Genomic DNA, 15,437 nt, shown 5'->3' with positions numbered 1-15,437 from the left:
CGATGGGCGAGATCACACTCACCAAAATCAAGAAATCCTTCGGCGCGGTCGACGTCCTGAAGGACATCGACCTCGAGATCAAGGACGGCGAGTTCATCGTTTTCGTCGGCCCGTCCGGCTGCGGAAAATCGACCTTGCTGCGTACCATCGCCGGCCTTGAAAAGGTCACCGGCGGCGAGATCGAGATCGACGGCAAGCGCGTCAACGAAGTGTCCGCCGCCGACCGCGGCCTTGCCATGGTCTTCCAGTCCTATGCGCTCTATCCGCATATGAGCGTGCGCCAGAACCTCGCCTTCGGCCTTGAAAATTCCAACATGCCGAAGGCCGAAGTGGCCGAACGCATCACCGAAGCCGCCCGCATGCTGGAGATCGAGCCCTATCTGGAACGCCGGCCCGGCCAGCTTTCCGGCGGCCAGCGCCAGCGCGTCGCGATCGGCCGTGCCATCGTGCGCCGCCCGACCGCCTTCCTGCTCGACGAGCCGCTGTCGAACCTCGATGCCGAGTTGCGCGTCTCGACGCGCGCCGAACTCGCGGCCCTGCATGCCCGCCTCGGTTCAACGATGATCTACGTCACCCACGACCAGGTGGAGGCGATGACCCTTGCCCACCGCATCGTCGTCATGCGCGCCGGCAAGATCGAACAGGTCGGCACGCCGCTCGACCTCTACAACACGCCCGCCAACCGCTTCGTCGCCGGCTTCATCGGCGCGCCGCACATGAATTTCTTGGCCGGCGAAGTCACCGAGCTGCAGACCGGCACCGCAACGCTTACGACATCCGGCGGCCACCGCCTTCTCGTGCCGTTCTCGGGCCATTCGCTTTCCGTCGGCGACAAGCTGACGATCGGCATCCGCCCGCAGCACATCACGCTCGCCGGCGACCCCGGCAGTCTCACGGTCAAGGTGCGCCTCGTCGAGGCGCTCGGCTCCGAGACGGTCATCCATGCGGATCTGAACGGCGAAAAGCTGCTCGCGGTCGTGTCCGGCCAGAAGCCGATTTCGCCGGGCGACGAAGCCTATTTCTCCGTCGCCGGCGCCCCGCTGCACCTGTTCGACAGGAATGGGTTGAGGGTGAAGGGGACGTGAACCGCGCCTTGCGGCGGTTCATTAGGACAAGCTGATAACCCGATGATAAGAAGTTGAGCGCTAATATGCCCCAGGGGCAAAGCGTCATCATTGGGAAAGATCATGGGCGAGTATCAGAACAGAGCTGTCGCACTGGTAACGGCAAGCGCGGGTGAAAATTTCAGCTTCGACCGGGAGCAACGCAGCCAGGCCTGTCTCGTGGCCGCGATAGAACTTTTTTACGTTCTTGGCGGTTCTGCCGAAGGGCTTGCAACTGCCGCGGCCACTGCTGCCGCCAGGCCTGCCCCCGCCATCGATACCGCAATTGGCGAGCTGATGAAGGAGATTGCCGCGATCGGCGCCATGAAGGATCTCGACATCATGCAGGCAGCGTACAATACGCTCGACCGGCAGATGCGAGCGATCAAGGTAGATCGAGCAAGACGCAGCCTCTACGACCGCTTTTGACCTGCGCGTCTCCCTCTAGAGATAGCCGCTGAAAAAGGCCAACGTTGCCCGCCGCATCTCCGCCGTCTCGCGGTGACCGACGCCCGCTTGCGGCAGAAACACCAGCGCCCCGAGCGCCTGCGCTCTCAAATAGGCGGCCTCCGTCTCGGCAAAGGCGCGTTCCACCGCGTCAGGCGGTGTCAGCGGATCGTCCCAGCCGACGCAGATCAGCTGCGGCCGCGGCGCCACCAGCCCGGCAATTTCGCCGATCGAGGTCTCGTTGAGCAGCCCCGGCACGGTCAGGTAATGACCGTGCAGATCATGGGCGCCGATTTTGACCAGCGTCGCGAAATCCGCATAACAACACAGATGCGCCGTCGCCTTCACCCTCGGATCGATCGCCGCCAGGAAATAGGCGAGCGTCGCCCCCATCGACAGCCCCGAGATGCCGATCCTTTGCGGATCGACCTCCGGGCGGCCGACGAGCCAGGTCAGCGCCGCCGCTTGTTCGGACAGCATCTGTCCGAACAATGTTTTGCCGTGCCAGAGCGCCGCCTTGGTCGCGGCATCCTCCGTCACCCCGGCCCGCTCGCCAAACGTCGGCATGTCGATGCAAAGCGCCACATAACCTTCGCGCGCCAGAACCGGCCCCGGGGCGTCGAGTAGAGCCGGCCGGCCGTCGACCAGTTCCGATGCGCCGATATCCCAGCGAGCGCCGTGTGCATGGGCATAGAGGATCGCCGGGCCGCGGGTGAGGAAGCCTTCGCTCGGCCGGGTCAGGAAGCCACGCACTTCCGTGCCGTCGTTCAACCGAAACCGCAACCTTTCGAGAATATAGCCGTCGCGGTTTTCCGCGGAACTGTCCGCCAGCGTCAGGGAGACCTCTTCGAAGGCAAGCAGTTCCTTCAATCGCTCAACCGTGATCGCCATCTTGCCCTCCTCCCGGTGCGCCATCCCTCCCCTCCAGAGAGGATAACCGCGATCTGTGCCTGCCAGATCTTCAATGACATAGACGAAATCTCATCCCCTCGCATCCCCGCCTTGTGGTCTTATGCCTACAATCTGCCCGTCCCGTTTCGGCTACACCGGCCCGCATGACCGGCGAGATGGGACCGGTGCCTTGATGATCCGCCGTCATGCAGGCGGGTTGCCAGGGGCTGCGCAGAAAATGGTCCTCCTCTCGCCTTCTGGCGGGGCGTGCGTGTGTCGCACACAACCCGGCATGGCTCCGCAAGGAGGTCCATACCGCCGCAGAGGGACCGGAGTTGCGCGGAAAAATACACCGAACGGGACACGTCGCGTGTCATTATTAAAATTTCCATTCGAGGCACCCGACGTGTCCCGGCCGACCTGAAAACCGCAAAAGCACCAAGGGATGAGTACGCCTTGAGATTGGGCAAGGAAGAACATGGATAAGCCAGATCTTAGCGATTACGAAAAGCTTCGCGCCGAACAGCACGAGGAATTATGCCGCGCCACGGCGTCGATCGGCTTTCTGGGCAACGGCTTCTGCCATTTGCGGGCCTGCGGCCGCCGGCGTGTCTGCAGCGGCCCGATGCTGCCATCGGCGCATCAGATCTGGAAAGTCCGTGCCCAGCAGGAAATCGGCCTGAGCGGCAAGGCCTGCGCCGACCTTCCGCTTTGCATCGCCAATCGCGAACCGCAACATTATGAACTCTTCAAACAGACCTTGCAGAAGCTTCAGCAGATAGCGATCGATGAACCGAATCTCGACGTGCTCCGCGCCTGCATCTTGGTTGCGGCAAGGCGGCGCGCCAAGAAACATCTCTTGACTTCTCATCCGCTGCATCCGACTTCAACAGCGGAACAAGGAGTAGAGCCATGACCGAAGCCGCCCGCACGACGATCGACCAGAGCGAAGTCGACCGGTTTTCCGCGATGGCCGCCGAGTGGTGGGACCCGACCGGCAAGTTCAAGCCCCTCCACAAGTTCAACCCCGTGCGGCTTGCCTATCTGCGCGACCGCATCTGTGAAAACTTCGGCCGCGACGGCAAGAGCCACCTTCCGCTTTCCGGCCTGCGCATCCTCGATATCGGCTGCGGCGGCGGCCTGCTCTCCGAGCCGATCGCCCGCATGGGCGCAACCGTGGTCGGCGCCGATCCGTCGGAAAAGAATATCGGCATCGCCTCCACCCATGCCGCCGAGACCGGCACCTCGGTCGACTACCGCGCCGTCACCGCCGAGCAGCTCGCCGAAGCCGGCGAGACGTTCGACGTCGTGCTGAACATGGAAGTGGTCGAGCATGTCGCGGACGTCAATTTCTTCATGACGACTTGCGCCAACATGGTCCGCCCCGGCGGCCTGATGTTCGTCGCCACCATCAACCGCACCTTCAAGGCCGGCGCGCTTGCGATCTTCGCTGCCGAAAACATCCTGCGCTGGCTGCCCCGCGGCACCCATCAATACGAAAAGCTGGTCCGCCCGGAAGAGCTCGAAAGGCCGATCTCCTCAGCCGGCATGGATATCATCCACCGCACCGGCGTCTTCTTCAATCCGCTGCAGGACCGCTGGAACCTGTCGCCGGATATGGACGTCAACTACATGATGCTGGCCAAGCGGCCGGCGTGAGACAACTTCCAAGGCCTGCCGTTGCTGTGATAAGCTTCGCAAAGCTTCCTTTTGGAGAGACCGATGGGCGAGGCCGTGAAAATCACCGTGACGCTGGAGCCGGACATCCAGGATTTCGTTCGCAACGAGGTCGAACGCGGATCGTTTGCGTCGACCAGCGAGTATATCGAGACGGTCTTGCGCCAGCGCCAAGAGCGCGAACGCGCACGCCAGCAGCTTGACGCGGAATTGCAGAAGGGGCTCGACGATGTGCGGGCCGGCCGAGTGGTGCCGATCGACGAAGCATTCGCGGAAGTCCGTAGAAGGTTGGGCATCACCAAAAGCGGGCGGTGACGAAAGTCACCCTGTCGCGGGAAGCCATCGAGGATCTCGTCAGGATCGGCGACTATATCTTTCCGTCAAATCCCGTTCGCGCCGATACCTTCGTCACGGAACTGGAGAGCAAGTGCCTCCAGCTGGCGAAAATGCCGCTCGCTTTCTCCAAGGTGCCGCATAGCAGCGCCGCCCATATCCGCCGTCGGCCGCATGGGAGTTACCTCATCTTTTACGAGATTTTGGATGCGGAGTTGGTCGTCTTGAGGATTCTTCACGGCGCCCAGGACTACGAAAGCATCCTCTTTCCCGACGATTGATCATCCCCGCCGCCTCCCGCTCGGCTACACTCTCGCTGACAGCACATGCGCAAGCAGGTCGGTCTAATTCTCCGTATTGCGCGCGGAAAGTTCTCGGGCTCGGTCGATGACGATCCTTTCGCCGTTCGGTCCGTAGGGTTCTTTGAAATGGAAACCTTTCGGGTTCGCAGGCCTGAAGACTGGAGGCTCGCGAAATCGAACTCCTTCGACCTCAGCGCCTTTATGAAGAGCGCCGAACAGGCCGAAATTGTAGATGGCCAGCCGCCCCGTTCATTCAGTTCGCGTCTTCGGGAATGACCGGCAAAGGTGCGATCTCGATGCCTTCGTCGAGCAGGTCGCGCACCTCGCCGAGGCTCGCCTGGCCGATGATGCCGCGGGCATCGGCCTCGCCGTAGTGGATCTTGCGGGCTTCCTCGGGAAACTTCTCGCCGACGTCCTCGGCATTGGCCTTGATCGCCGCCACCGCTTCCTTGAGCTTGGCGATCGCCTCGCGGCGTGCCAGGTCCATCACCATCGCCTGCTTCTCTTCTTGCCTGCGGGCGGTCGAAACGGAGGGCGCCATCAGTGTCTTGGAGATCGCGGCGGAATTGCAGACCGGACAGGTCAGGAAGCCGCTCGCCACCTGCCGGTCGAAATCGGCGCTTTCCGAAAACCAGCCTTCGAACGCGTGGGCATTGTCGCAGGAGAGGGAATACTTGATCAAGCGGCCACCTCTCCCGCCGCGTCGGGAACCGCATCGAGCGAGAACTCGCGGGCGTTCTTGAGGTTGGGGATCTTTCCCCGGGCTGCGGCAACGGCGGCAATATCGATGTCGGCGAGCACGACGCCTTCGCCGGTGCCGCCGGCAGACGCCAGCACCTTGCCCCAGGGGTCGACGATCATCGAGTGGCCAAATGTCTCGCGGCCGTCTTCATGCACGCCACCTTGAGCGGCGGCGATCACGAAGGCACCGTTCTCGATCGCCCGGGCGCGCAGCAGGATTTCCCAATGGGCTTCGCCGGTCTGGCGGGTGAAGGCGGCCGGCACGGTCAGGATCTCGGCGCCGGCCAAGGCTTCGGTGCGGAAAAGCTGCGGGAAGCGCACGTCGTAGCAGATCGCGAAACCGAGCTTGGCGAACGGCAGGCCGGCGACCCGCGCTTCGCTTCCCGGCTCATAGGCCGAGCTTTCGCGCCAGCTCTCGCCATTGTCCAGATCGACATCGAACATATGGATCTTGTCATAGGTGCAGATCTGCCGGCCGCTCGGCGCAAACAGGAAGGCGCGGTTGGCGATCTTGCCGCCGTCGACGGCGATCGCCGTCGAGCCGATATGCAGATGGATGCCGAGCTCGCTCGCAAGGCTGCGGGCGGTCGAAACGATGATGTCGCCCGCCTCGTCGCGCAACACGGCACGCATAGCCTTGCGGTCCCGCTGCAGGAAACCGGTCATCTCCGGGGTCTGGATATAGGTCGCCCCGTGCGCCGCCGCTTCACGCACCAGCCGCGCCATGTCGGCGGCGTTCTTTTCCGGATCGACGCCGGAGCACATCTGGATGGCGGCAGCTTTGAAAGCCATGGAAGAAACCTCTCAGTTCGCCAGAATCGGGTCCAGCTTGCCGGCCCGGTCGAGTGCGTGCAGATCGTCGCAGCCGCCGACATGTGTGCCGTCGATGAAGATCTGCGGGAAGGTCGAGCGGCCGTTCGCCTTGCCAATCATTTCCTGGCGCAGTTCCTGCGAATAGGTGGCGTCATGCTCGGTATAGGCGACGCCCTTTGTATCCAGCAAAGCTTTTGCGCGCGCGCAGTAACCGCAATATTCGCGGGTATAGATAGTGACCTCTGCCATGATCGTCTCCGGGCGCGACCAGGCGGGGAAAAGGCCGCGCGCAATAGTGTTTTCTTCTGTCATATAGGCCCGCCGACAGCCATTGCAAAGGTCAAAACAGTGACCTCCGCAGCGCCGGCTTTCCGCAAGGCACGCGTGGCCGAAGAAACCGTCGCACCGGTGGTGTAGACGTCGTCGACCAGCACCAGCCGCTTGCCGAAAACGCGGTCCTCATGGCGCGGCGCGACTGCAAAGGCCGCCCGTACATTATCCTCGCGGGCCCGCGCCGTAAGCCCCACCTGTCGGTTGGTGCGTTTGACGCGAATGAGGGTAGACGGCAGGAACGGCCGACCGGATTTCTGCGACAGATGCCGGGCGAGCTCCGCCGCCTGGTTGAACTTGCGCGAGGCGAACCGCGACCGATGCAGCGGCACCGGCAGGATGGCGTCACAGTTTTCCACGTAACCATCGGAGGCGCGCAGCATCCAGCCGGCCATCATCCCCGCAAGGTCGGTGCGGTCGCGGTATTTCAGCGAATGGACGAGGTCGCGGGCGGCGCCCTCGAAGATTGCCGCCGAGCGCAAACGGTCGAAGACGGGTGGTTCCGCAATCGCCTGCGCCGACAGAATGCCTGGCCCCGGATCATAGGAAAACGGCAGGCCGAGCTTCTCGCAATAGGGCCGTTCGATGAAACGGATTTCCCGCCAGCAGGAGGGGCAGAAGCCCTGATGCGCGCCGGTCCGCACCCCGCAGCCGGGACAGATCGGCGGATAGACGAAATCGCCGATCCATCTCGTCCACCCCGCGGCGAACGATGTTAAAAGTCGCAGGGCATTGACGTTCGGCTCGGCGGACATGACTTGACAATAGCGGATGGAACGCGCCTTTGCGACGGCAGAATACGAGTGGACAACCATGGAAATTCTCTTCGACGAACAGCTGGTGAGTGCCCGCCGCAGACGCGCGATAACCACTCAGGACAACAACGCCGCCTTTCTTCTGGATATCGCCGGCCGCGAGCTTGCAGACCGGTTGGCGGTCGTCGAGCGCCGCTTCGAGACGGCGGTCGAACTCCATGGCGGAACCGGCATCGCCGCCCGCGAAGCGCTTGCCACCGGCAAGATCGGCACCATCCGCCGGATCGAAACCGACGAGACCTTTGCAAAGCCCGGAGATGCCTTCACGGCCGCTCCATTGGAGGACGTGCCGCTCGAACCGGATTCCGTCAACCTGGTCCTGTCGCCGCTGTCGCTGCATCTGGTCAATGATACGCCCGGCACGCTGATCCGCATTCGCCGGGCACTGAAGCCGGACGGGCTTTTCCTGGCGGCGATCCCAGGCTCGGGCACGTTGCAGGAAATGCGGGACGTCCTTCTGTCCGCCGAGGCCGAACTGACCGGCGGGGCAAGCCCGCGCGTCATTCCGTTTGCCGATGTGCGCGATGTCGGTGCGCTGCTGCAGCGGGCGGGCTTTTCGCTGCCGGTCGTCGATGCCGAGACCTACACGGTGCGTTACGACTCGCTGTTCCCGCTGATGCGGGATCTGCGGGCCATGGGCATGACCAATCCGCTCGCGGGACGCAGTCGCGTGCCGGTGACGAGGCGTTTCTTCGTGAGAGCTGCAGAACTTTATGCCGAGCGTTATTCCGATCCGGACGGCCGCATCCGCGCGACATTCTCGATCATCTACGCATCCGGCTGGGCGCCGCATGAAAGCCAGCAGAAGCCGTTGAAGCCGGGCTCCGCCAAGATGCGGCTTGCCGACGCCCTCAACAGTCGCAGCCCGCGCTGAACGGACCCGACCCAAATTCAGGGAACAGGGTCGTCAATGCTGTTAGAGATGGTTTTGAACGTATTCGTCAATGCGTCGGTAAAGGTGGTGAACCCGGCGATCATCGACAGCGAGATGATCCCGATGATGAGGCCGTATTCCACGGCCGTCGCGCCGCTGTTATTATTCAGAAAGAACCTGAAAAGGCGCATGAACTGACCTTTGGATCAAATGGGAGTCCGGCCTCAAAGTCCCGGCGTCAGCAGTCGCTGCCGACGCCATAGCCTTGTACGATGCAGACCGAACCGGGCGTTTCCTGCAATACGCTGCGCCGGATCGTATAATGTCTTGCTCCCTTTTCGCCGGGCTTGATGGAGCCCGTGCTGATCAGGTCGAAATCCTCCTGGACATGCGCCAGACGGCGCTCGTCATTGCGGCTGGCGAGCATCGGCGTCACGATCAGCGAAAGAGCGATCGCGGCCGTCCCGAACAGGAGTGCGATATTCAGCGCGCCGGTTTTGCCGGAGCCATGCGTCGTCCGTTGACGGACCCGCACAGTTTTCCAGAATTCCTCGTCCATGCCTTCTAAAGCCTCATCAACGCGTTACCGGATAAGCCTTGAAGGTGCCACAATCGGCTAAACGATCCCTTAACGCCGTATGAATTCGGCGGCTCTAATTTTATCGATCAGAGGAGATCCTGCAGGATCGGGATCAACGGCTCGTCAGCCGGCGGCATTGGGTAGTCCCGCAGCGCGTTCGACCGGACCCATTTGATCGCCTGCCCTTCCCGCCCCGTCGGAATGCCTTCGAAGCGACGGCAGATGTAGAGCGGCATCAGCAGGTGGAAGGTCTCGTAGCTGTGGCTGGCGAAGGTGAGCGGCGCAAGGCAGGGGATTTTGGTCTGGATGCCGAGCTCTTCCTCGAGCTCGCGCACCAGCGTCTCCTCCGGTGTTTCACCCGGCTCGACCTTGCCGCCCGGAAACTCCCAGAGGCCGGCCAGCGACTTGCCTTCCGGCCGTTGCGCCAGAAGGATGCGACCGTCCGTATCGATCAGCGCGCAGGCGGCGACGAGCAGGATCTTGCGGGGGGTGTCGCTCATGCCCGGCTTTCCTGCCGCCAATAGCGGTATTCGTAGGCCTTGCGGAAGCCGAACTTGCGATAGAGCGCCAGCGCCGGTTCGTTAGTCGAGACGACCTGCAGCCAGGCCGACCGTGCACCGCTGATGCGGGCCCAGCGCAGCGCCGAGGACAGGATCTCGGTGCCGAGACCCTCGCGCCGATGTGCCTTGGCGACGGCAAAAGAGATGATGCCGGCCAGGTCGTTGTCCTGGACGCAGAGCGCCACGGCCGCGGCGCCTTCCTGCGGGTTCTCCTTGATGAAGAAGCCGGATGTCGGCTTGATCGAGCTCAGGATCTCCGCAAGCGCCGGCTTCAGCGCCGCATCCTCGCCGTCAATGGCAAGGCTCGCATCGCAGAACCGGCCGATATCGTGGCTCGGCAAATGATCGAGCGTGTCCGGCAGTTCCAGTTCGGTGAGGTTGACGGTCAGGACGTCGACGGTCTCGAACGCCCGCCAGCCGGCGGCATTGAGGTGGTCGATGAGTTTCGGTGGAGCAAGCGGCGTCTCCCTGACGACCAGCTGCCGGCCATAGTCCTCGAACCGCTTGCGCGCCTTCTCGAGCCGCATCGCCATGTCGCGGTGATCGGACGGGTCGAGCGGCACGATGCAGTTCAAGCGCTTGGAAGGATGACCGCCGGTCAGCCGCACCTGCCAGCTGCCGTCATAAATGACGGACGCCGCCGGCCAGGCTCGAAAGCCGACGGCTTCGAGCCGCCGGACCAATGGCAGATCGTTCTGAGGAGATGATGCTTCGTTCAATTCCTGTCAGCTCCGGTAGTCGCCGTTGATGGCAACATATTCCTTGGTGAGGTCGCAGGTCCAGACGGTCGCACGGCCGCTGCCGAGACCGATATCGACCTTCACCGGAATGTCCTGTTCCTTCATGACGGCGGTGGTCGCTGCTTCGGAATAGGCCGGATCGCGCTCGCCGTCGACGGCGACGCGCACGTCGCCGAACCAGATCGCCAGCCGGTCGCGGTCGGCCATTTCGCCCGACTTGCCGACGGCCATGACGATACGGCCCCAATTGGCGTCTTCGCCGGCGATCGCGGTCTTGACCAGCGGCGAGTTGGCGATCGACAGCGCGATCACCTTTGCCGCGGCATCGCTTTCGGCGCCGGTGACGGTGATCTCGACCATCTTGCGCGCACCTTCGCCGTCGCGGACGACCTGCAGGGCCAGATCCTTGAGCAGGTCATTGAGCGCGGCGCGGAAGCTTGCGAGACGCGGATCGTCGGCGGTCTCGACACGGACCTGGCCATCTTCGGCGGCGGCACCGGTGGCAAACAGCATCAGCGTATCGGAGGTCGAAGTATCGCTGTCGACGGTGACCGAGTTGAAGCTTGGGCCGACGCCGGCGGACAGCAGGCTCTGCAGTGCCGGCGACGCGATGTCGGCATCGGTCGCCACGAAGGACAGCATGGTCGCCATGTCGGGGGCGATCATGCCGGCGCCCTTGGAGATGCCATTGATCGTCACCTTGACGCCGCCGATCTCGGCGGTGCGGGTCGCGACCTTCGGATAGGTGTCGGTGGTCATGATCGCCTTGGCAGCTTCGAGCCAGAAGTCGCCGGTGGCGCCGCTGTTCATGTCGCCGAGCACGCCTGCGAATTTCGTTGCGTCGAGCGGTTCGCCGATCACGCCGGTCGAAGCGAGATAGACCTCGTTCTTGCCGCAGCCGACCGCTTCGGAGGCCGACTTGGCGGTGAGTTCAGTCGCAGCCTTGCCCCTGACGCCGGTAAAGGCGTTGGCATTGCCGGAATTGACGACCACGGCGCGCGCCACCCCGTGCGACAGATTGGCGCGGCAGAAATCGACCGGTGCCGAGGGGCACTTGGAGCGGGTGAAGACGCCGGCGACGGTCGCGGGCTTGTCGAACACCATCAGCAGCACGTCGGTGCGGTTCTTGTACTTGATCCCGGCGGCGGCAGTCGCCATCCGCACGCCGCGGATCGCCGGCATGTCGGGATAGGATTTCGGAGCGAGCGGCGAAACGGAATCGGACATCGGATAATTACCTGGCTCAAATAGGAAAAGGGCCCGGAAGATCCGGGCCCGTCGTCAAATGATTACTGCTGCACCGGGACGTCGCCGTCCTGCATCTTGCTGACGTCTTCATAACCCTTCTTGAGGGCCGCATCCTTGATGTCGATCTTCTGCTCGCTCTTGGCCTTGGTGATCAGAGCCACATACTTGTCGCGCATCACCAGCTGCTTGACCTGGTCCTCGACCTGGTCGAAAGCCGGTGCCGGAGCATCGCGCGTGTCTTCCAGCTTGATGACGTGATAGCCGAACTGCGACTTGACCGGCGTCTTGGAATATTCGCCCTTCTTCAGCGCGAAAGCGACTTCCTCGAATTCCGGAACCATGCGGCCGCGGCCGAACCAGCCGAGATCGCCGCCTTCATCCTTGTTGGAATCCTGGGACTTTTCCTTGGCGATCGCGGCGAAATCCTTGCCCTTGTCGAGATCGGCGATGATCGCCTTGGCCTCGTCCTCTGTCTTTACGAGGATGTGGCGGGCATGCACCTCTTCCTGCTTCGGCAGGGAAGCGATTTCCTTGTCGTAACGGGCCTTGACCTCCGCCGGGGTGGTGGCGTCGATCACATGCTTGCGGAAATAGGCGTTATGCAGCTCGCGGTCGGCGATATAATCCATCCGCTTCTTGAAGTCCGGGGTGTCCTTGATGCCTTCGGCGAGAGCGCCCTTGGCGAGCAGCTTGACGTCGATGGCGCCGGAAAGGGCTGCGACCTTCTTCTGTTCGTCCGGAAGCTGGGCGAGCTGCGGATCCAGGTTCTGGACCGCAATCTCCAGTTCCGACTGATGAATTTCGAGGTCGCCGACCTTGGCAACGACCGGATCCTCCGCCGCAAAGGCGGGAGCCTGGCAGAGGATCGCGGCGGCCAGCGCGGCCGTCATGAGAAACTTGTGGCGCAACATCGATAAAGACCTTTCGATTAAGGATACCGGTTTCAGAACGTCTGATTCCGGCCAGAAAACCTTCACAAACACCGGATTGTGGCCATTCTGTATCGGCCGCCACCGTTGACATCATTCGACCCCCCTCTTATCTGTCACGCAACTTCGCGTCCAGCAGAGTTTCCGGGCGTGACAGGTCATTTTATCGGTATCAGAAACCGATGGTTCGACCGGTCCCGCGCCCCCATGGGACAGATTTCAGAAAGGACCATTCGTATGGTCAGCCTTGGCGGCATCGCCCGCAAATTGTTCGGTTCGGCAAACGATCGTCGCGTGCGCGGCTACCAGCCGACTGTCGACGCCATCAATGCTATCGAGGAGAAGACCAAGGCTCTCTCCGATGAACAGCTTGCGGCCCAGACGGTCGAGTTCAGGAAACTGCTCTCCGAGGGCAAGACGCTCGACGACATCCTGGTTCCGGCCTTTGCGGTCGTGCGCGAGGCTTCCCGCCGGGTGCTCGGCATGCGCCCGTTCGACGTGCAGCTGACCGGTGGCATGATCCTTCACGACGGCGCGATTGCCGAGATGAAGACCGGCGAAGGCAAGACGCTGGTGGCGACGCTGGCGGTCTACCTGAACGCGCTTGCCGGCAAGGGCGTCCATGTGGTCACCGTCAACGACTACCTCGCCCAGCGCGACGCCCATACGATGGGCAAGCTCTACGGCTTCCTGGGCTTGACCACGGGCGTCATCGTCCATGGCCTCAGCGACGAAGAGCGCCACGCCAATTTATGCCTGCGACATCACCTACGCCACCAATAACGAACTGGGCTTCGATTATCTGCGCGATAACATGAAGTACGAGCGTAGCCAGATGGTCCAGCGCGGCCACAATTACGCGATCGTCGACGAAGTGGACTCGATCCTGGTCGACGAGGCGCGCACGCCGCTGATCATCTCCGGCCCGCTCGACGACCGTTCGGAACTCTACAACACGATCGACGCCTTCATCCCCGCACTGACGCCTGATGACTACGAGATCGACGAAAAGCAGCGCTCCGCCAACTTCTCCGAGGTCGGCACCGAAAAGCTCGAGAACCTGCTGCGTCAGGCGGGCCTGCTGAAGGGCGAATCCCTCTACGACGTCGAGAACGTCGCGATCGTCCACCACATCAACAACGCGCTGAAGGCCCACAAGCTCTTCACCCGCGACAAGGACTATATCGTCCGCAACGACGAGATCGTCATCATCGACGAATTCACGGGCCGCATGATGCCCGGCCGCCGTTATTCGGAAGGCCAGCACCAGGCGCTCGAAGCCAAGGAAAAGGTGCAGATCCAGCCGGAGAACCAGACGCTCTCTTCGATCACCTTCCAGAACTATTTCCGCATGTACGGAAAGCTCGCCGGCATGACCGGTACGGCCCAGACGGAAGCGGAAGAGTTCGGCAACATCTACAAGCTCGAAGTGGTCGAAGTGCCGACCAACCTGCCGATCCAGCGTATCGACGAGGACGACGAGGTCTACCGGACCTTCGACGAAAAGTTCAAGGCGATCATCGAAGAGATCAAACAAGCCCATGAACGCGGCCAGCCGGTCCTGGTCGGCACCACGTCGATCGAAAAGTCCGAACTGCTGGCGACCATGCTGCGCCAGTCGGGCTTCAACAATTTCCAGGTCCTGAACGCCCGTTACCACGAGCAGGAAGCCTATATCGTGTCGCAGGCCGGTGTGCCGGGCGCCGTCACGATCGCCACCAACATGGCCGGCCGCGGTACCGATATTCAGCTCGGCGGCAATATCGACATGCGCCTCGAACGCGAGCTCGAAGGCATGGAGCCGGGTCCGGAGCGCGATGCACTGGAAGCGGCAAGCCGCGAAGAGGTCAAGCAGCTCAAGGAAAAGGCGCTTGCTGCCGGCGGCCTCTACGTGATCGCCACCGAGCGCCACGAAAGCCGCCGCATCGACAACCAGCTGCGCGGCCGCTCCGGCCGTCAGGGCGACCCGGGCCGTTCGAAGTTCTACCTGTCCCTCCAGGACGACCTGATGCGCATCTTCGGTTCCGACCGCATGGACAGCATGCTGCAGAAGCTCGGCCTCAAGGAAGGCGAAGCAATCGTCCATCCGTGGATCAACAAGGCGCTCGAACGCGCCCAGAAGAAGGTCGAAGCCCGCAACTTCGACATCCGCAAGAACCTTCTGAAATACGACGACGTCACCAACGACCAGCGCAAGGTGATCTTCGAACAGCGCATCGAGATGATGGATTCGGAAGACGTATCCGAGACCGTCGAGGACATGCGCAGCGAGGTGATCGAGGTTCTGGTCGCCAAGCACATTCCCGAACGCGCCTATGCCGAACAGTGGAATGCCGCGGGCCTTCGCGAAGACGTCGGCCGGATGCTGAACCTCGACCTGCCGATCGAAGACTGGGTCAAGGAAGACGGCATCGGCGAGACCGATATCCGCGAACGCATCACCGAGGCTGCCGACAAGGCAGCGGCCGAGCGCAAGGAGCGTTTCGGCGCGGATATCATGACCTACGTGGAGCGTTCCGTGCTGCTCCAGACGCTCGACCACCTGTGGCGCGAGCATATCGTCAATCTCGACCACCTGCGCTCGGTCATCGGCTTCCGCGGCTACGCCCAGCGTGATCCGCTGCAGGAATACAAGGCGGAAGCCTTCGAGCTGTTCCAGGCGCTGCTTGCCAACCTGCGCGAGGCGGTCACCGCCCAGCTGATGCGCGTCGAGCTGGTGCAGAACCCCGAGCCCCCACAGCCGCCGGCGATCTATGACGAACAGCATGTCGATCCGACGACCGGCCTCAACCAGGTCACCGGCTTCGACAGCGAGAACTTCATCGCCGCACCGGCCGACCGCCGTCCGGAAGATCCCTCCACCTGGGGCAAGATCGGCCGCAACGAGGCCTGCCCCTGCGGATCCGGCAAGAAATACAAGCATTGCCACGGTGCCTTCGAACAGGCCTGAAGCTTCTGCGAAAACCCCATCCTTTCAACGCCGCCCCCTGCCGGGCGGCGTTGTCGTTTCCGCGGTAGGGCCCGCGCAATCGTCAATCCTTTGACGCCCGGGCG

Annotated in this window: 17 protein-coding genes and 2 pseudogenes; 7 read left to right on the top strand and 12 right to left on the bottom strand. The window is 62.6% G+C overall.

Features of this window, described 5'->3' with window-relative positions; translation table 11 throughout:
* Window positions 1–2: 2 nt before the first annotated feature.
* Both ACZ9IU_RS04640 and ACZ9IU_RS04635 read left to right on the top strand, forming a co-directional pair.
* Entirely contained in the window at window positions 3–1,085 is a 1,083-nt protein-coding gene (locus tag ACZ9IU_RS04640; RefSeq protein WP_038540233.1) for an ABC transporter ATP-binding protein, read from the top strand.
* Between the two features lie 102 nt (window positions 1,086–1,187).
* Window positions 1,188–1,532 (top strand): hypothetical protein, encoded by a 345-nt coding sequence (locus ACZ9IU_RS04635; protein ID WP_038540230.1) that lies wholly within the window; start codon window positions 1,188–1,190, stop codon window positions 1,530–1,532.
* Between the two features lie 15 nt (window positions 1,533–1,547).
* Here ACZ9IU_RS04635 and ACZ9IU_RS04630 read toward each other — a convergent pair whose 3' ends face one another.
* Complete coding sequence (locus ACZ9IU_RS04630; RefSeq protein ID WP_038548768.1) at window positions 1,548–2,441, bottom strand: alpha/beta hydrolase family protein; 894 nt, start codon at window positions 2,439–2,441, stop codon at window positions 1,548–1,550.
* A gap of 535 nt (window positions 2,442–2,976) precedes the next feature.
* Window positions 2,977–3,312: a hypothetical protein gene (locus ACZ9IU_RS04625; protein ID WP_157885073.1), complete on the bottom strand. Its 336-nt coding sequence runs from the start codon at window positions 3,310–3,312 to the stop codon at window positions 2,977–2,979.
* A 41-nt stretch (window positions 3,313–3,353) separates the two neighbouring features.
* Between ACZ9IU_RS04625 and ubiG the strand changes: the two genes are divergently transcribed.
* From ubiG to ACZ9IU_RS04610, 3 genes are all read left to right on the top strand, one after another.
* Window positions 3,354–4,100, top strand: a complete 747-nt coding sequence (gene ubiG / locus ACZ9IU_RS04620) for a bifunctional 2-polyprenyl-6-hydroxyphenol methylase/3-demethylubiquinol 3-O-methyltransferase UbiG (RefSeq protein WP_038540224.1) — start codon at window positions 3,354–3,356, stop codon at window positions 4,098–4,100.
* Between the two features lie 63 nt (window positions 4,101–4,163).
* On the top strand, window positions 4,164–4,433 hold the full coding sequence (locus ACZ9IU_RS04615; RefSeq protein ID WP_038540221.1) for a type II toxin-antitoxin system ParD family antitoxin: 270 nt from the start codon (window positions 4,164–4,166) through the stop codon (window positions 4,431–4,433).
* Window positions 4,430–4,732, top strand: coding sequence for a type II toxin-antitoxin system RelE/ParE family toxin (locus ACZ9IU_RS04610; protein WP_038540218.1), 303 nt, complete (start codon window positions 4,430–4,432; stop codon window positions 4,730–4,732). The genes ACZ9IU_RS04615 and ACZ9IU_RS04610 overlap by 4 nt, the downstream gene beginning before the upstream one ends.
* Window positions 4,733–5,006: 274 nt before the next feature.
* On the opposite strand, the gene ACZ9IU_RS04605 is transcribed toward ACZ9IU_RS04610, so the two are convergent.
* From ACZ9IU_RS04605 to ACZ9IU_RS04590, 4 genes are read right to left on the bottom strand one after another with little or no spacing between them, the layout of a single operon-like run.
* Entirely contained in the window at window positions 5,007–5,435 is a 429-nt protein-coding gene (locus ACZ9IU_RS04605) for a DUF1178 family protein (RefSeq protein WP_038540215.1), read from the bottom strand.
* Window positions 5,432–6,286 carry a carbon-nitrogen hydrolase family protein gene (locus ACZ9IU_RS04600; RefSeq protein ID WP_038540211.1) on the bottom strand — a complete coding sequence of 285 codons (855 nt, stop codon included), beginning with the start codon at window positions 6,284–6,286 and terminating at the stop codon, window positions 5,432–5,434. The genes ACZ9IU_RS04605 and ACZ9IU_RS04600 overlap by 4 nt, the downstream gene beginning before the upstream one ends.
* A 12-nt stretch (window positions 6,287–6,298) precedes the next feature.
* Entirely contained in the window at window positions 6,299–6,556 is a 258-nt protein-coding gene (grxC, locus tag ACZ9IU_RS04595) for a glutaredoxin 3 (RefSeq protein ID WP_038548767.1), read from the bottom strand.
* Window positions 6,557–6,615: 59 nt separating this feature from the next.
* The gene (locus tag ACZ9IU_RS04590) at window positions 6,616–7,392 is read right to left on the bottom strand and encodes a ComF family protein (protein WP_038548765.1); all 777 of its coding nucleotides are present in this window, start codon (window positions 7,390–7,392) and stop codon (window positions 6,616–6,618) included.
* A gap of 58 nt (window positions 7,393–7,450) precedes the next feature.
* Between ACZ9IU_RS04590 and ACZ9IU_RS04585 the strand changes: the two genes are divergently transcribed.
* Window positions 7,451–8,326 carry a class I SAM-dependent methyltransferase gene (locus tag ACZ9IU_RS04585; RefSeq protein WP_038540208.1) on the top strand — a complete coding sequence of 292 codons (876 nt, stop codon included), beginning with the start codon at window positions 7,451–7,453 and terminating at the stop codon, window positions 8,324–8,326.
* Window positions 8,327–8,343: 17 nt separating this feature from the next.
* Here the strand turns inward: ACZ9IU_RS04585 and ACZ9IU_RS04580 are convergent, their stop codons facing one another.
* The 6 genes and pseudogenes from ACZ9IU_RS04580 to ACZ9IU_RS04555 form a co-directional block, all read right to left on the bottom strand.
* Window positions 8,344–8,517 (bottom strand): Flp family type IVb pilin, encoded by a 174-nt coding sequence (locus ACZ9IU_RS04580; protein ID WP_038540206.1) that lies wholly within the window; start codon window positions 8,515–8,517, stop codon window positions 8,344–8,346.
* Between the two features lie 47 nt (window positions 8,518–8,564).
* Complete coding sequence (locus tag ACZ9IU_RS04575) at window positions 8,565–8,885, bottom strand: hypothetical protein (protein ID WP_038540203.1); 321 nt, start codon at window positions 8,883–8,885, stop codon at window positions 8,565–8,567.
* A 107-nt stretch (window positions 8,886–8,992) separates the two neighbouring features.
* Entirely contained in the window at window positions 8,993–9,406 is a 414-nt protein-coding gene (gene mutT, locus ACZ9IU_RS04570; protein ID WP_038540201.1) for an 8-oxo-dGTP diphosphatase MutT, read from the bottom strand.
* A pseudogene (locus ACZ9IU_RS04565) lies at window positions 9,403–10,223 on the bottom strand (GNAT family N-acetyltransferase). The gene mutT and the pseudogene ACZ9IU_RS04565 overlap by 4 nt, the downstream one beginning before the upstream one ends.
* Window positions 10,192–11,433 (bottom strand): bifunctional glutamate N-acetyltransferase/amino-acid acetyltransferase ArgJ, encoded by a 1,242-nt coding sequence (gene argJ, locus ACZ9IU_RS04560; protein ID WP_038540195.1) that lies wholly within the window; start codon window positions 11,431–11,433, stop codon window positions 10,192–10,194. The pseudogene ACZ9IU_RS04565 and the gene argJ overlap by 32 nt, the downstream one beginning before the upstream one ends.
* A gap of 62 nt (window positions 11,434–11,495) precedes the next feature.
* Window positions 11,496–12,365 (bottom strand): peptidylprolyl isomerase, encoded by an 870-nt coding sequence (locus ACZ9IU_RS04555; protein ID WP_051899649.1) that lies wholly within the window; start codon window positions 12,363–12,365, stop codon window positions 11,496–11,498.
* A gap of 255 nt (window positions 12,366–12,620) precedes the next feature.
* On the opposite strand from ACZ9IU_RS04555, the pseudogene secA reads away from it, so the two are divergent.
* A pseudogene (gene secA / locus ACZ9IU_RS04550) lies at window positions 12,621–15,333 on the top strand (preprotein translocase subunit SecA).
* Window positions 15,334–15,437: the final 104 nt, after the last annotated feature.

The sequence above is a fragment of the Mesorhizobium sp. USDA 4132 genome (genome assembly GCF_056279545.1).
This window is presented reverse-complemented; position numbering and strand designations above follow the sequence as displayed.

Bases quoted from the DNA above. Each gene is read 5' to 3' on its own strand.
- ACZ9IU_RS04640 (WP_038540233.1), top strand. From the start codon at position 3: ATGGGCGAGATCACACTCACCAAAATCAAGAAATCCTTCGGCGCGGTC.
- ACZ9IU_RS04635 (WP_038540230.1), top strand. From the start codon at position 1,188: ATGGGCGAGTATCAGAACAGAGCTGTCGCACTGGTAACGGCAAGCGCG.
- ACZ9IU_RS04630 (WP_038548768.1), bottom strand. From the start codon at position 2,441: ATGGCGATCACGGTTGAGCGATTGAAGGAACTGCTTGCCTTCGAAGAG.
- ACZ9IU_RS04625 (WP_157885073.1), bottom strand. From the start codon at position 3,312: ATGAGAAGTCAAGAGATGTTTCTTGGCGCGCCGCCTTGCCGCAACCAA.
- ubiG (WP_038540224.1), top strand. From the start codon at position 3,354: ATGACCGAAGCCGCCCGCACGACGATCGACCAGAGCGAAGTCGACCGG.
- ACZ9IU_RS04615 (WP_038540221.1), top strand. From the start codon at position 4,164: ATGGGCGAGGCCGTGAAAATCACCGTGACGCTGGAGCCGGACATCCAG.
- ACZ9IU_RS04600 (WP_038540211.1), bottom strand. From the start codon at position 6,286: ATGGCTTTCAAAGCTGCCGCCATCCAGATGTGCTCCGGCGTCGATCCG.
- grxC (WP_038548767.1), bottom strand. From the start codon at position 6,556: ATGGCAGAGGTCACTATCTATACCCGCGAATATTGCGGTTACTGCGCG.
- ACZ9IU_RS04590 (WP_038548765.1), bottom strand. From the start codon at position 7,392: ATGTCCGCCGAGCCGAACGTCAATGCCCTGCGACTTTTAACATCGTTC.
- ACZ9IU_RS04585 (WP_038540208.1), top strand. From the start codon at position 7,451: ATGGAAATTCTCTTCGACGAACAGCTGGTGAGTGCCCGCCGCAGACGC.
- ACZ9IU_RS04580 (WP_038540206.1), bottom strand. From the start codon at position 8,517: ATGCGCCTTTTCAGGTTCTTTCTGAATAATAACAGCGGCGCGACGGCC.
- ACZ9IU_RS04575 (WP_038540203.1), bottom strand. From the start codon at position 8,885: ATGGACGAGGAATTCTGGAAAACTGTGCGGGTCCGTCAACGGACGACG.
- mutT (WP_038540201.1), bottom strand. From the start codon at position 9,406: ATGAGCGACACCCCCCGCAAGATCCTGCTCGTCGCCGCCTGCGCGCTG.
- argJ (WP_038540195.1), bottom strand. From the start codon at position 11,433: ATGTCCGATTCCGTTTCGCCGCTCGCTCCGAAATCCTATCCCGACATG.
- ACZ9IU_RS04555 (WP_051899649.1), bottom strand. From the start codon at position 12,365: ATGTTGCGCCACAAGTTTCTCATGACGGCCGCGCTGGCCGCCGCGATC.